At 71.2% G+C, this 15,007-nt stretch carries 11 protein-coding genes; 5 read left to right on the top strand and 6 right to left on the bottom strand.

The features are described from left to right. Positions 1 to 226: 226 nt before the first annotated feature. The 3 genes from AB0C38_RS34240 to AB0C38_RS34230 all read right to left on the bottom strand — a co-directional run bounded on the left by AB0C38_RS34240 (position 227) and on the right by AB0C38_RS34230 (position 4,820). Positions 227 to 1,444, bottom strand: coding sequence for an SGNH/GDSL hydrolase family protein (locus AB0C38_RS34240; protein ID WP_360681534.1), 1,218 nt, complete (start codon positions 1,442 to 1,444; stop codon positions 227 to 229). After that, entirely contained in the window at positions 1,441 to 3,738 is a 2,298-nt protein-coding gene (locus tag AB0C38_RS34235; RefSeq protein WP_360681532.1) for a glycoside hydrolase family 3 N-terminal domain-containing protein, read from the bottom strand. The genes AB0C38_RS34240 and AB0C38_RS34235 overlap by 4 nt, the downstream gene beginning before the upstream one ends. Before the next feature lie 71 nt (positions 3,739 to 3,809). Next, positions 3,810 to 4,820, bottom strand: coding sequence for a LacI family DNA-binding transcriptional regulator (locus AB0C38_RS34230; protein ID WP_360681530.1), 1,011 nt, complete (start codon positions 4,818 to 4,820; stop codon positions 3,810 to 3,812). Between the two features lie 133 nt (positions 4,821 to 4,953). Here AB0C38_RS34230 and AB0C38_RS34225 point away from each other — a divergent pair, with 133 nt between their 5' ends. The 4 genes from AB0C38_RS34225 to AB0C38_RS34210 are packed head-to-tail and all read left to right on the top strand — an operon-like array spanning position 4,954 to position 11,083. Next, positions 4,954 to 6,246, top strand: a complete 1,293-nt coding sequence (locus tag AB0C38_RS34225) for an extracellular solute-binding protein (RefSeq protein WP_360681528.1) — start codon at positions 4,954 to 4,956, stop codon at positions 6,244 to 6,246. Further along, on the top strand, positions 6,243 to 7,214 hold the full coding sequence (locus tag AB0C38_RS34220) for a sugar ABC transporter permease (protein WP_360681526.1): 972 nt from the start codon (positions 6,243 to 6,245) through the stop codon (positions 7,212 to 7,214). Before AB0C38_RS34225 ends, AB0C38_RS34220 begins: the two co-directional genes overlap by 4 nt. Next, positions 7,214 to 8,038 (top strand): carbohydrate ABC transporter permease, encoded by an 825-nt coding sequence (locus AB0C38_RS34215; protein ID WP_360681525.1) that lies wholly within the window; start codon positions 7,214 to 7,216, stop codon positions 8,036 to 8,038. The genes AB0C38_RS34220 and AB0C38_RS34215 overlap by 1 nt, the downstream gene beginning before the upstream one ends. 15 nt (positions 8,039 to 8,053) lie before the next feature. Then, positions 8,054 to 11,083, top strand: coding sequence for a glycosyl hydrolase 115 family protein (locus AB0C38_RS34210; RefSeq protein ID WP_360681523.1), 3,030 nt, complete (start codon positions 8,054 to 8,056; stop codon positions 11,081 to 11,083). A 38-nt stretch (positions 11,084 to 11,121) separates the two neighbouring features. Here AB0C38_RS34210 and AB0C38_RS34205 read toward each other — a convergent pair whose 3' ends face one another. Beyond that, the gene (locus AB0C38_RS34205) at positions 11,122 to 12,183 is read right to left on the bottom strand and encodes a LacI family DNA-binding transcriptional regulator (RefSeq protein WP_360681521.1); all 1,062 of its coding nucleotides are present in this window, start codon (positions 12,181 to 12,183) and stop codon (positions 11,122 to 11,124) included. Between the two features lie 80 nt (positions 12,184 to 12,263). Here AB0C38_RS34205 and AB0C38_RS34200 point away from each other — a divergent pair, with 80 nt between their 5' ends. Further along, positions 12,264 to 13,280, top strand: a complete 1,017-nt coding sequence (locus AB0C38_RS34200; RefSeq protein WP_360681519.1) for an endo-1,4-beta-xylanase — start codon at positions 12,264 to 12,266, stop codon at positions 13,278 to 13,280. Here AB0C38_RS34200 and AB0C38_RS34195 read toward each other — a convergent pair. Further along, positions 13,270 to 13,812, bottom strand: a complete 543-nt coding sequence (locus AB0C38_RS34195) for a polysaccharide deacetylase family protein (RefSeq protein ID WP_360681518.1) — start codon at positions 13,810 to 13,812, stop codon at positions 13,270 to 13,272. The genes AB0C38_RS34200 and AB0C38_RS34195 overlap by 11 nt on opposite strands. Continuing rightward, positions 13,809 to 14,741 (bottom strand): acyl-CoA desaturase, encoded by a 933-nt coding sequence (locus AB0C38_RS34190; RefSeq protein WP_360681516.1) that lies wholly within the window; start codon positions 14,739 to 14,741, stop codon positions 13,809 to 13,811. The genes AB0C38_RS34195 and AB0C38_RS34190 overlap by 4 nt, the downstream gene beginning before the upstream one ends. Positions 14,742 to 15,007: the final 266 nt, after the last annotated feature.

Here is a 15,007-nt window from a genome sequence, read left to right as displayed (position 1 = left end):
GGACGAGCTGAGACGGCGACACTATAGGGGCATCGGCCATGCTCCCCGGCACAGACCCCCGGGTTCGAGACTCGCTTGTGTCCCAACGGATATCCGGCGTGCGACAACGCTCTCCGTGCTGACCGGCCCGCTGATCACGGTCTGTCAGGCGAGGGTGAGCGATCCGTGATGCAGGCGGAGAAATAGCGTCCAGGAATTGTCCACTTTCCGGCCAGTGGGTATTCCGTCAGTCATTCCGGAACAGGCTCGACGGGATACTCGTACCCAAAGCGCGATACCCGGCGGGGTTGAGGTGCAGGTGATCACCCACGTCGTAGGCGGGCAGCAGGCGGGTCGGCGAGGAAGGATCCCGGACCACGCGGTCGAAGTCCAGGACCGCGTCGAAATGGCCGCGGATCCACGTGTTCACCGAAGTCCGCGCCGCTTCGCGCAGGGGGTCGTCGTAGCCTTCGTTGCCGCCGAACGGGGTCAACGTCGCACCGTACACCTGGATGCCGGCCGCGTGGGCCCGCGTCAGGATCTGGTCGTACGCGTCGATCAGGTCCGACGCCGTGGACGCGGCGGCGGCCGGCGTGGCCGTGCCGAGGTCGTTGATCCCCTCGAAGACGATCGCGCGCGAAACCCCGCTCTGGGCCAGCAGGTCGCGGTCCAGGCGGGCCAGGACGTTCGGGCCCAGGCCGTCCTGCAGCACCCGGTTGCCGCCCGCGGCCTGGTTGACCACCGCCGACGACAGCCGCGACGCCAGCACGTCCGGCCAGCGGTCGTTGCCGTTCGTGGTCGAGCCGCGGCCGTCGGACAGCGAATCGCCGATCACCGCCACCGCCGGCGCGGGGGACAGAACCTCGATGCCGCTCAGGAAGTACCAGTGGTCCACCGGCGTCGCGCCGGTCAGGTCCGCGGCGGTCACCTGGTTGCCCGGCACGAGGTACGACGTCGTGCGCGAGCCCGGGTGGGACGTGATCGACAGCGAACCCTGGCCGTGCGCCAGGTACGCCGTCACCGTGATGTTCTCGAAGGTCCGCACCGGGAACGGCAGCGGGTCCGACACCACCTGCGCGCCCATCGGGATCGTCGTCGACGGCTTGCCGTGGAACGTCACCGGCAGCACACTGCCCGGCACGACCGCCGAAACGCCCGCGCGCCCGTCGAGGGGACGCGCCACCGAGACGGTCGAAAGCGGCAGCGGAGCCCCGCCGAACGCGTTCGAGAACCGCAGGCGGATCCGGGGCCCGCCGGCCGACACGTGCGCCGTCTGGCGCAGGGAAGCGTTGTCCAGCACCCGGTCGGCACCCGTGTAAGGGGCCGGCGGCAGGTTCGACGGTTCCGTCAGCTGCGGCATCGACGTCCAGGTCGCCACCCAGTGCGACGCGGGCGGACGCCCGGACGCGCCGACGAACAACGCGGTCAAGACGGCCAGGACGACGATCACCGAAGTCCGTCTCATGACCCGAACTCCGGAGCCAGGACGCGGTCGAAGCCGACTTCACGGCGCGGTCCGGTCAGCGTGCAGTGCAGGGTCGCCACGAACTGTTCGCTCGACGTCCCGATCCGCAGCTCGACGTCGCCGGGGTCGACCAGGCGCCGGCCCGCCCGGCCCGTGTACGACGTCAGGTCCGCGTGCAGGCCGATGTCCACGACGGCCGTCGTCCCCGGCTCCAGCGAAACCCGGCGGGCCGCGATCAGCTGGCGCTCGGGGCGCGCGACCTCCGCCACCGGGTCGTGCAGGTACACTTGGACCACTTCCGACGCGGGCCGGGCGTGGTCGTTCCGCAGCGTCACCCGGACCCGGCACACGCCGTCCGTCGGCCACACCGAACCCGTCGCGCTCACGTCGACCCAGGTCACGGGCGTGTAGGACAACCCGTGCCCGAACGGGAACAAGGCCGACGGGTCGACGGTGCTCACCTCGCTGCGGCGGGCGAGCGGCGCCGCGAGGTACGTCGAGGGCTGGCTCGCCCCGGCCGCCGGGAAGCTCACCGGCAGCCGGCCGGCCGGGTCGATCCGTCCACTGAGGACACCTTCGAGCGCCGGCGCGCCCTCCTCGCCCGGGTAGAACCCGCAGACCACCGCGGCGAGCCGGTCGATCTGCCGGGAGAGCTCGTAGGGGCGGCCCGAGAGCAGGACCAGCACGACCGGCTTTCCGGTGGCCAGCAGTGCTTCCAGGAGCTCCTCCTGGCGGCCCGGCAGCCGCAGATCCGGCGCGTCGCAGCCTTCCCCGGACGTCCCGCCGCCGAACAGCCCGGCCTGGTCACCGAGGACGGCCACGCAGACGGAGGCGGAAGCGCACGCCGCCACCGCCTCCTCGATCCCGGCGTCGTCGCCCCCGACGACCGGGCAGCCCAGCGCGTACGTGACGTCGAAGGACGACCGCAGCGCTTCCACCACCGTCGGCACCGAGACGCCGAACGGGACGTCCGGGTGGTGGACGCCGACGTGCAGCGGGAACGAGTAGCAGCCGAGCATCGCGCCCGCCGCGTCGGCGCGCGGCCCGACCACGGTGACGGGGGTGCCCGGGGACAGCGGCAACGTGCCGTCGTTCTGCAGCAGCACGATCGACTTCTCGGCCACCTCGCGCGCCAGCGCCCGCGAGGGGGCGTCATCCAGGTCGATCGACTCGGGCACCTCCGGCGCCCAGTCCGCGTCGAGCAACCCGAGCTCGCACTTCTGCCGCAGCACCCGTTCGAGGGCGCGGTCGACGGCGGCGGCGTCGACCGCACCCCCTTCCACCGCGGCGAGCAGCGGCTCGCCGTAGCAGTCCATGGTGGGCAGCTCCACGTCGATGCCCGCGGTCAGCGCCTGCGCGGCGGCGTCGGCGCGGTCGGCCGCGACACCGTGCAGGCGGTGCAGGAACGCGATGGCGAAGTAGTCCGCGACGACCGTCCCGGTGAACCCGTAGGTGTCGCGAAGCAGGCCGGTCAGCAGCGATGTGTCGGCGGCGGACGGGACGCCGTCGGTGTCGGTGTAGGCGTTCATCACCGACCGGGGACCGGCGCGCAGGGCCAGCTCGAACGGCGGGAGCAGGACGTCCGCGATTTCGCGCGGCCCGGCCGAAACCGGCGCGAGGTTGCGCCCGGCGCGCGAGGCGGAGTACCCGACGAAGTGCTTCAGCGTCGCGATCACGCCGGACGACTCGAGGCCGGCGACGTACGCGGCACCGATGGTCCCGACCAGGTACGGGTCTTCGCCGATCGTCTCCTCGACGCGGCCCCAGCGCAGGTCCCGCGCGACGTCGAGGACCGGGGCGAGACCCTGGTGCACACCGAGGCCCCGCATGGTGTGCCCGATCCGCGAAGCCATCCGGCGCACCAGGTCCGGGTCGAACGTCGCGCCCCAGGACAGCGGGGCCGGGTAGATGGTCGCCTGCCACGCGGCGAGCCCGGTCAGGCATTCTTCGTGGACGACGGCGGGGATGCCGAACCGGCTGCTGGAGACGATCTGGCGCTGCGTGCGCGCGAGGCTGTGCGCGCCGATCAGCGGGTCGACCGGCCGGGTGCCGAAGACGCGGGTCAGCTGCCCGATGCCGTGGCGGACCAGGTCGTCGAGGTCGACGTCGGCGTCGACGAAGTCGTGCTGGTGCGGCGCCATCTCGCCGCCCGAGTCGATGCCGACCCAGACGCCGTAGAGCTGGGCGAGCTTCTCGCGGAGGGTCATCCGCGCCATCAGGGCGCGGACGCGCTCGCCCGGGTCGGCCGCGGGGTCGCGCCACGGCTCGGGCGCCGTGGCAGGCTGCGTGGTCAAGGCTTTCCGCCCTTCGTCAGGAGACGAGTTTTCGGGGGTTCCGGGTGGCGGAGCCCTCGGATGTCACAGGATCAGGAGAGGGCACGGGTCGAGCTCCGCACCACCAGGCCGGTGTCGAGCGTGACGTGCGTGCGCGGGACCTCGTCGCCGTTGATCAGCGCGATGAGCATGCTGATCGCCCGGTGGCCCATCTCCCGGATCGGCTGGTCCACTGTGGTCAGTGGTGGGTTGCAGAGCGCGGATTCGGGGACGTTGTCGAAACCGACCAGGGAGAGGTCGCCGGGCACCGAAAGCCCCAGCTCGCGGGCCGCGCCGACGGTCGCGATGGCCGAGATGTCGTTCGCGGCGAAGATCGCCGTCGGGCGGTCCGGGCCGGTCAGCAGGTCGTGCGCGGAGGCCGCGGACACTTCCGGGTCGTAGGCGCCGATCCGGATGAGACTCTCGTCGGCCGGCACGCCCGCCGCTTCGAGGGCGCGCAGGTAACCCGCTTTGCGCAGCGACGCCGATTCGAGGTCGGGGCGCCCGGAGAGGAACGCGATCCGCCGGTGTCCCAGGTCCAGGAGGTGCTCGGTGGCCAGCTGCGCGCCGCGCAGGTTGTCGGAGTCGATGGTGGGCAGGTGCGACGGCCCGGTGTGCGGGTCGACCGCGACGACCGGCGTACCGGGCACGGCTTCGAGCGAGACGGCGGGCGTGACGAGCACGGCGCCGTCGACGAGGGTGCCGGAAAGCCGGGACAGGTAACGCTTTTCCCAGCCCACCGGGTCGCCGGTGCGTCCGCCCGCGGAGTAGACGACGAGCTCGAACCCGCTGCCGCGGATGGCGTCCGCGGCCCCCTTGAGCAGCTCCGTCGAGAACGGTTCGAGGTCGGCGACCAGGATCCCGATCACGTTGGTCCGGTGGTTGCGCAGGCTCTGCGCGACCAGGCTCGCTTCGTAGCCGAGCTCTTCGATCACCGCGCGGACCTTCGCGAGCGTTGCGGCGGAGACGCCGTAGCGCTCGTTGATCACTTTGGACACCGTGGCCACCGAGACGCCGGCACGGGCCGCGACGTCACGGATGGTCACCCTGGAACTGGGCTGCATCGGCTCAGACTAGCGATGTAAAACGTTATCGACAACGATTGACATCCGATTTGCCCGGGAGCAAACTCTTCGCCAACCCGGGTGCAGTCGCGCCCCGTCCAACTCGGCCGAAGTCGTCAGGAGTGGACCCACGATGTTTGTGAAACGCCGGATCCCTGTTCTCGCCGCGCTGGTGGCGATCGTTCCGCTCGCCCTTTCGGCGTGCAGCGGGGGAAGCGAAGCGCCCGCTCAGCCGAGCGGGCCGGTCACCCTCACCTGGTGGCACAACGGCACCACCGACCCGATCAAGTCGATCTGGGAGAAGGTCGTCACCGACTACCACCAGGCGCACCCCGACGTCACGCTGAAGGCCCAGCCGCTGCAGAACGAGGACTTCCCCACCAAGGTCCCGCTCGCGCTGCAGGGTGCCGAGCCGCCGGACGTCTACCAGTCGTGGGGGGCCGGTGAGCTGGCCTCGCAGGTCACCTCGGGCAAGCTCGCCGACATCACCGACGCGACCAAGTCCTGGATCTCCCAGGCGGGCAAGTTCGCCGAGAGCTGGCAGGTCGACGGCAAGCAGTACGGCGTGCCGTTCGAACAGCACTTCGTCGGGTTCTGGTACCGCAAGGACCTGTTCGCCGACGCCGGGATCACCGCGCCCCCGAAGACCGTCGACGAGCTGAACGCCGCGGTCACGAAGCTGAAGGCCAAGGGCCTCGCGCCGATCGCCGTCGGCGGCAAGGACCGCTGGCCGGACGCCTTCTACTACAACTACTTCGCCGTCCGCGAATGCTCCGCCGACGTGCTCAAGCAGTCGGTGAAGGCGGTCAAGCTCGAGGACCCGTGCTGGACGAAGGCCGGGCAGGACCTCAAGAGCTTCCTGGACACGCAGCCGTTCCAGACCGGGTTCGCCGGCACGCCCGCCCAGCAGGGCGCGGGCAGCTCCGCGGGGCTCGTCGCGAACGGCAAGGCGGCGATGGAGCTGCAGGGCGACTGGGAGCCCGGCACGATGTCGGCGCTGACCGAGGACAAGCAGCTCGACTCGAAGGTCGGCTGGTTCCCGTTCCCGTCCGTGACGGGCGGCCAGGGCGACCCGGCGGCCGTGCTCGGCGGTGGTGACGGCTTCGCCTGCACCTCCCGCGCGGCGAAGGCGTGCGCGGACTTCCTGCAGTACTTGAACACCGAGCCGGTGCAGACGAAGCTCGCCGCGGAAGGGGCCGGCCTGCCGGTCAACTCCGCCGCCGCCAAGTCGCTGAAGACCGACACGCTCAAGGAGGTCTTCGACTACGGCCAGAAGGCGCCCTACCTGCAGATGTACTTCGACAAGGCGTTCCCGACCGCGGTCGGCGCGGCCCTGAACGACGCGGTGGCCAACATGTTCGCCGGCCAGGGCACCCCCGAAGGCATCGTGGCGGCCATCAACCAGGCCGCGGCGGGCAACAAGTGACCACGGCGACGACGCCGGTGCGGACGGCTTCGCGGCCGTCCGCGCCGGCGGCGGGTTCCCGGGCGAAGCGTTCCGGCCTGGGAAAGCGGCTCGAGCTGGCCCTGCTGCTGGGGCCGGCCCTGCTGCTGTTCGGCGGGTTCGTGCTGGTGCCGATCGGGATCGCCGCGTTCTACAGCCTGTACCAGTGGAACGGGTTCGGCCCGCTCGACGACTTCGTCGGCTTGGACAACTACGCCGACGCCTTCGCCGGCGAGGTGTTCCAGGGCGCCATCGGGCACAACCTGATCATCGCCGGACTGTCGATCGTGGTGCAGCTGCCGCTGTCGATCGGGCTGGCGATGCTGCTCAACCGGAAGCTGCGGGGCCGCGCGGTGCTGCGCGCCCTGGTGTTCGCGCCGTACGTGCTGTCCGAGGCGATCACCGCGGTGATCTGGGTGCAGATGCTGCAGCCGAACGGGTTCACCGACCAGGTGCTGAAGGGCGCCGGGCTCGGTGGCCTGATCCACCAGTGGCTGGCCGACCCGGGCATCGTGCTCTACACGCTGTTCGTGGTGATCACCTGGAAGTTCATCGGGTTCGGCATCATCCTGCTGCTCGCCGGGCTGCAGGGCGTGCCGGCCGAGCTGCGCGAGGCCGCCGCGCTCGACGGCGCGTCGGCGTGGCAGACCACCCGGCACGTCGTGCTGCCGCTGCTCGGGCCGACCATCCGGATCTGGATCTTCCTGTCGGTGATCGGCTCGCTGCAGCTGTTCGACGTCGTGTGGATCATGACGACGGGCGGGCCGGCGAACGCGTCGACGACGATGGCGACCTACCTGGTCGACCACGGCTTCAAGCGCTACGAGTTCGGGTTCGGCTCCGCGGTGGCGGTCATCCTCTTCATCATCTGCTTCCTGTTCGCCCTGCTGTACCAGCGGTACGCGCTGCGCCGCGACACCCAGGGCGCCCTGACGAGGATGGTGGGCTGATGCGCTCTCGCCCGTTCGGCCTGTCGATGGGCTACCTCGGGGCGATCGTCGTGATCGGCGTGACCCTCGTGCCGCTGCTGTTCGTCGTGCTCGGGGGGTTCCGCACCAACGCCCAGATCAACTCCGACCCGGCGGGGCTGCCCGGCCCGTGGGTCACGGACAACTACGGGTCGATCCTCGGTTCGAGCGCGTTCTGGACGTTCCTCGGCAACAGCGCCCTGATCGCCGTGATCGCGACCCTGGTCGCCGTCGCCCTGGGCTCGATGGCCGGGTTCGCGCTCTCGCGGTACCACTTCAAGGGCCGGGAGGCGTTGTACACGCTGTTCACGCTCGGCCTGTTGTTCCCGCTCACCGTGGCGACGCTGCCGCTGTACCTGTGGCTGCGCCAGCTGGGCATGCTCGAGAGCTTCTGGGGCGTGGCGATCCCCGAGGCGGCGTTCTCGCTGCCGGTGACGATCGTGATCCTGCGCCCGTTCATGCACGCCATCCCCGGTGAGCTCGAGGACGCCGCCGTCCTCGACGGCGCGAGCCGGCTCGGGTTCTTCTGGCGGATCCTGCTGCCGCTGTCGGCGCCCGCGCTGACGACGGTCGGCGTGCTCGCCTTCGTCACCAGCTGGAACGCCTACCTGCTGCCCCTGCTGGTGTTCAACGACTCCGCGCACTTCACGCTCCCGCTCGGCGTCGCGACGTTCCAGTCCCAGTACTCCCAGGACACCGCCAAGGTGCTCGCGTTCACCGCGTTGTCGATGATCCCGGCCCTGGCGTTCTTCGTGCTCGCCGAACGACGCATCGTCGGCGGGCTGACCGGATCCGTGAAGGGCTGACTCAGGAGGTCTCCCGTGCCGTCCGAGGTCCACCGTCGTGCGTTCTTGCAGTTGCTCGCCCTCGCGGGGGCGGGATCCGTGGCCCTGCCGGGCCTCGCCGAAGCCGGGACCGGGTTCCCGCTGGCGTCGCGGGGAAAGGCCGCGACGATCGTCGTGAGTTCCGATGACCGGCCGGGGGTGCGCCGGGTAGTGGGCGACCTGGCCGCCGACGTCGAACGCGTCACCGGGATCCGCCCGGCGGTGTCGTTCGACGTCGTTCCGAAGCACGGGCCGGTGGTGCTGGTCGGCACCCTCGGCCACAGCCCGCTGGTCGACGGCCTGGTCGCCGCGGGGAAGCTCGACGTCACCGGAGTCGCCGGGAAGTGGGAGACGTCGCTGAGCCAGGTCGTCGACGGACGCCTGGTCCTCACCGGCAGCGACCAGCGCGGCGTCATCTACGGCGTCTACGAGATCTCCCGGCGCATCGGCGTCTCACCGTGGTACTGGTGGGCCGACGTCCCGCCGCGGCGCAGCGCCGAGCTGCACCTCCCGGGGGAGCGGTTCAGCCTCGGGACACCGCACGTGAAGTACCGCGGGTTCTTCATCAACGACGAAAACCCCGCGCTCGGCACCTGGGCCCCGGCCTACTTCGGTCCCGGAAAGGCGCCGGGCTACCCGGGCGGTTTCAACCACCTCTTCTTCGCGAAGATCTTCGAGACCATGCTGCGGCTGCGGGCCAACTACCTGTGGCCGGCGGTGTGGGGCCGCGCCTTCGCCGAGGACGACCCGGTCAATCACGCCACGGCGAAGGAGTACGGCGTCGTGATGGGCACCTCGCACGAGGCGCCGATGATGCGCGGGATCGAGGAGTGGAACCGGCACGCGGTGGCGGCGGTGCGCGACGGCGCCGGAAACATCACCACCCCGGGCCACGACCCGTACGGCGGCACGGGGGAGTGGAGCTTCCGCCGCAACGGCGACGCGATCAAGGCCTACTGGACCGACGGGATCCGCCGGATGGCCCGCGAGGACTTCGAAGGCGTCGTCACGCTCGGCATGCGCGGCAACGGCGACGTCAGCCTGCCCGACGGCGACGGCATCGAGCTGATGCGGGAGATCATCGCGGCGGAACGGGACATCCTCGCCCGCGAACTGAGCACGGACGTCCCGCAGGTGTGGACGCTGTACAAGGAGGTCCAGCGCTACTGGGCGCAGGGCCTGCGCCCGCCCGACGACGTCATCGTGGTCTTCACCGACGACAACTGGGGCAACGTCCGCAAGCACCCGGACCTCTCCCTGCCGCCGCACCCCGGCGGGTACGGGCTGTACTACCACTTCGACTACGTCGGCGGCGGGCGCAACTACAAGTGGGTCGACACGGCGCTGCTCGCGAACACCTGGGAGCAGCTGCACCAGGCGAGCGCCTACGGCAACGACCGGCTGTGGGTCGCCAACGTCGGCGACATGAAGGGCAACGAGCTGCCGCTGCAGTTCTTCCTTGACTACGCCTGGAACCCGGCGGCGCTCCCGGCCGAGCGACTGTCCACATGGGAACGTGAGTTCGTCGCGGCGAACTTCGGTTCCGCTCTGGCGTCGGACATCGCGTCGGTCCTGCACGACTACGGGCGGCTGCAGTCACGGCGCAAGCCGGAGCTGCTGAACCGGCGCATCACGCTCCAGCCGGACGGCACCATCGTCTACGACGACCAGGCGACCCCGTTCAGCCTGGTGAACTACCGGGAGCTGGACCGGGTCACCACCGAGTGGCAGGACCTCGCGGCCCGGGCGTCGAAGCTCTCCGCACGACTGCCCTCGGCCTACCGGGACGCGTTCTACGAACTGGTTTCCTACGCGGTCACGGCGTCGGCGAACCTCTACGCGCTGCGGCGCGCCGAGTTCACCAACCTGCTGTACGCGGCGCAGGGCCGGGCTTCGGCCAACGGGCTCGCCGCCGTCACCGAGGCCCGGTTCACCGACGACCTCGCCCTGGCGGACAAGTACAACACCGGCATCGCGGGCGGCAAGTGGAACGGGTTCCAGACCCAGCCGCACATCGACTACGGCGACGTCGCCCGCTACGGCCCGAACGCGCCCTGGCAGCAGCCGGAGCTGAACAACGTCGCGCTGCCGGACGTCATCTTCCCCGCGGTGCGGCGGCTCGACCTGCCCGCCGCCGCCGGGCTGGGGGTCGCCGTCGACGGCTCGGAGCAGTGGTGGCCCGCGGCACCGGGGCGTCCGGTGCTGCCGGAGTTCAGCCCGTACCAGAGCGCGCCGGCCCAGTACATCGACGTGTTCAACCGGGGCCGGACACCCTTCCGCTGCACCGTTTCTTCCGGTGCGCCGTGGGTCCAGGTCGAGCCGCGCGGCGGCCGGGTCGAGGAGGAGCTGCGGATGACCGTGCGGATCGACTGGAGCCGGGCGCCCCAGGGCACCACGACCGTGCCGATCACGGTGGCGGGCGCGGGAGGTTCGGTCGCCGTGGACGCCGTCGTGCGGAACCCGGCGCTGCCGGCTGCGTGGCGGCGCGGGTTCGTCGAAGCCGGCGGGTACGTGTCGATGGAGGCCGAGCACTGCAGCGCGAACGTCGGCGCGGGCTCGGTTTCGTGGCGCCGGATCCCGGACCTGGGCCGGACCGGCGCGGGGATGACGCCGTTCCCGGTCACCGCGGCGAGCCGCGCGGTGGGTGCCGGACCGCGGCTGGAGTACCGGATGACGCTGTTCACGACCGGGCCGGTGACGGTGTGGGCATACCTCTCGCCCCGCAGCAACGTGCTGCCGGGTGACGGGCTGCGGTACGCGGTGTCGCTGGACGACGCGGCGCCGCAGGTCGTGAACATCACGAAGGCCACGGGCGCCGACGACATGACGATGAACCGCCAGTGGGAGCGGACCACGTCGGACAACGTGAACCTGACTTCGACGCGGCACGTGGTCGACGCGCCGGGTCCGCACGTGCTGAAGGTGTGGATGGTCGACCCGGCGGTGGTGGTCCAGAAGCTGGTGGTCGACACGGGCGGGCTGCGGCCGAGCTACTTCGGGCCGCCGGAGAGCACGCGGTGGCCGTGATGAGCCGGCCGCCGCTTCGGGCGGGCGCGCCGAGTCCGCTAGCCGGCCAGCGCGCCGTGGCCGTGGTGGGCCGGGGCCGCCGTGCTCTGCCGGACGACCAGACTGGTCGCCAGTTCCAGCCGGTGGCTCTCCGGGTGCGACCCCCGGGCCAGCGCGATCGCCAGCCGCGCGCCGGCGGCGGCCATCTCCTGCAGGGGCTGGCGGATCGTCGTCAGCTCCGGGGTCAGCCAGCGGGCCACCGGCAGGTCGTCGAAGCCGATCACGCTCAGGTCGTCCGGGATCCGCAGCCCCGCGTCGCGCGCGGCCTCGTACACCCCCAGCGCCTGCAGGTCGCTCCCGGCGAACACCGCCGTCGGGCGGTCGGGGAGGGTCAGCAATGACGCCAGCTCCCGGTAGCCGGACCGGACGTGGAAGTCGCCGCGGCGCACCAGCGCCGGGTCGAACGCCAGCCCGGCCGTCTCCAGCGCCGTGCGGTAGCCGTCGATCCGGGCCCGGCTGCACAGCACCCCGTCCGGCCCGCCGATCATCGCGATCCGGCGGTGCCCCAGCTCCACCAGGTGCCGGGTGGCGGTCAGCCCGCCCTGCCAGTTCGTGGCCCCGATCGAGGGCGTCTCCGGTCCCGGCGCGCCGGCCGGGTCGACCACGACGAGCGGGATGTCGCGGGCCCGCAGCTTCGCCAGTTGCCCGCCGGTGAAGTCGGAGCACACCGAAACGATGCCGACCGGCCGCCGCGCCAGCACGCTTTCCAGCCAGCTCTGCCCGGGCGTGTGCCGGCCCGACGATTCCGCGAGCACGACCGCCATTCCGTTTTCGCGGGCGACGTACTCGACCCCGCGGATGATTTCCAGTGCCCACGTGCTTTCGAGTTCGTGGAACATCAGTTCCAGCAGCCGGGAACGGCGGGACCGTTCGTCGGCGCGTCGACGGTAACCGTATTTCCCGATGACCGCTTCCACGCGGGCACGGGTGCTTTCGGCGACGTCGGGGCGTCCGTTCAGCACCTTCGAAACAGTCGGGACGGAAACCCCCGTCTCGGCGGCGATCCGGGCGATCGTGACCCGGGAAGTGACTGGTTCGAGGTCGTCAGACTTCGTTGTCATGAAGGAGATTCTAGGTCATCGAAACCTGATTTGAAACGCCTCGAAACTTTCGGTTCGGTTATTGTCGATGGAGGGTGAACATGCTGGGAAGAATTCCGAAGAAACGCGTCCTGGTGACGCTGCTGGCGGTCCTGGGTATTGCCGTGTGGCAGGCGCCGGCGGCCTCGGCGTCCGTTCCGCTGAAAGACATCACGCACCGCTACGTCGGCAGTGCCGTCGCGGCGGCTTACCTGGCCGGCGAACCCGATTACCGGACCGTGCTCACGCGCGAATTCGACAACGTGACGCCCGAGAACGAGATGAAATGGGGCACGGTCGAAGCGGTCCGCGGCCAGTACGACTGGTCGGGCGCGGACGCGATCGTCCGGTACGCCCAGCAGCACCACAAGACCGTCCGCGGCCACACGCTGGTCTGGCACTCCCAGCTGCCGGACTGGGTGGCCGCGCTGCCCGCCGGCGAGCTGCGCCGGGTCCTGCGCGACCACATCACCACGGAGGTCAAGCGGTACAAGGGGAAGATCCGCGCCTGGGACGTCGTCAACGAGATCTTCAACGAGGACGGCACGCGGCGTGACACGGTCTTCCGGCAGAGGCTCGGCGACGGCTTCGTCGCGGACGTGTTCCGCTGGGCGCACGCGGCCGACCCGGCGGCGACGCTGTACATCAACGACTACAACATCGAAGGCCGCAACCCGAAGAGCGACGCGGTGTACGACCTGGTGAAGACGCTGCGGCGGCAGGGTGTCCCGATCGGCGGCGTCGGGGTCCAGGCGCACCTGTCGATCCAGTACGGCTTCCCGGGGGAGTACCGCGCCAACCTGGCTCGGATGGCGAAGCTCGGCGTCGACGTCGCGATCACCGAGGCCGACGTCCGGATCCCGACCCCGGCGGACCCGGCGAAGCTCGACACGCAGGCGAGCTACTTCGACCAGCTGTGGGACGGCTGCCAGGCGGTCCGGCGGTGCGTGGAGTTCACGACGTGGGGCTTCACCGACCGGCACTCCTGGGTCCCGGACGTCTTCCCGGGGGAGGGGGCGGCCTGCCTGTTCGACGAGAACCTGCGGCCGAAGCCGGCGTACCTGCGCATCAACCCCTGACCGGGACCGGTCGCAGGCCGCGGGCGGCGAGGGCGGCGAGGATCCGCGGCACCGCTTCGACCGTCGCCGGGCGGCCTTCGTGCATCAGCACGACGCCGCCCGGCTCGGCGCGCGCCGCCGCGGCCTCGACCTCGTCGGCGGAGGCGCCCGCCCAGTCGCGGGTGTCGACGGTCCACAGCACCTCGGTGAGCCCCTGCCCGGCGATGGTCTCGGCGACCGTGGGACCCGTGTCGCCGTAGGGCGGGCGGAACAACGCCGGGCGGGTTCCGGTGAGCTCGGCCAGGAGGTCCTGCGTGCGCCGGACCTCCTGGTCGCGGGCGCCGGCGTCGAGCCCGGTGAGCCGCGGGTGCGTCCACGTGTGGTTGCCGATCACGTGCCCCGCCGCGGCGATCGCCCGGACCAGCGAGGGGTGCGCCGCGGCGTGCTCGCCCCAGAGGAAGAACGTCGCGGGCGTGTCGCCGAGGGCGGCCAGCAGCGCGGGCGTCGTCTCCGGGTACGGCCCGTCGTCGAAGGTCAGGGCGACCGTGGTCATCGGGCCAGCGCGGCGAGCCGCTTCGCGGTCGGCCACCGGACGTTCCACGCCCAGCCCAGCTTCTCGAACAGCCAGATCACCCGGGCCGAGATGTCGATCTGCCCGCGCTGCGCGCCGTGGCGGGCCGACGTCGGGTCCGCGTGGTGGGTGTTGTGCCAGGACTCGCCCATCGACAGGATCGCCAGCGGCCAGAAGTTCGCCGAGCGGTCACGGCTGGCGAACGGGCGCTCGCCGATCATGTGGCAGATCGAGTTAACCGACCACGTCACGTGGTGCTGGAACGAGATCCGGGCCAGGCCGGCCCAGAGGAACGCGGTGAGCGCGCCCCACCACGAGAGCGTGATCAGCCCGCCGAGCAGCGGCGGCAGCAGCAGGCTCACCACGACCCACAGGGGGAAGAGCCGGTCGACGACGCGGAGGGCGCGGTCGGCCTCCAGATCCGGGGCGAACCGGTCGACGTTGGTCTTGTCGCGCCCGAAGAGCCAGCCCATGTGGGCGTGCCAGAAGCCGCGGGCGAGCGCCACCGGGGACGTGCCGAACAGCCACGGCGAGTGCGGGTCGCCCTCGCGGTCGGAGAACGCGTGGTGGCGGCGGTGGTCGGCCACCCAGCCGATCACCGGGCCCTGCGCCGCGAGGCCGCCGGCGACGGCCAGCGCGATCCGCAGCGCCCGCTTCGCGCGGAACGCGCCGTGGGTGAAGTAGCGGTGGTAGCCGACGGTGATGCCGAGCGTCGACACGACGAAGAACGCGCCGCCGATGGTGAGGTCGAGCCAGCTGACGCCCCAGCCCCAGAAGACCGGGACGGCCGCGGCGAGCGCGAGGAACGGGACCAGCAGGAACGTGCGGATGGTGATCAGCTCGGCGACGGTCTGGCGGCCGGAGAGCACGGGTTTGGCGACGGGACGGGGAGCCTTCACGGAGGCTGTCATGCACTACTCGTTTCGAAGTCGTCTCGCGCGGGCCGGGTTCACGCGCGGGAGGCCGGGGAGCGGGAACACCCGGCGGTCAGCGGTCTGCGGTGGGCCGGGCACGTCGCCGCTCCTGTGGGCGATCGGCCTGGACGAGCCACCGGACGGGAGGGGATAGGCGGGACGCCGGAGCTCTCGACTCCTCACACGTTACCGTACCGTTGTAAACCTGCGGTGTGGCCGCGCACGAGAAAGGCCCCCGCCCGGTGAGGGCGAGGGCCTTTGGT

This window comes from Amycolatopsis sp. NPDC048633 (assembly GCF_040650695.1).
GTDB lineage: Bacteria > Actinomycetota > Actinomycetes > Mycobacteriales > Pseudonocardiaceae > Amycolatopsis.
The sequence above is the reverse complement of the archived record's forward strand: the minus strand, read 5'-3'. Positions and strand labels throughout refer to the sequence as shown.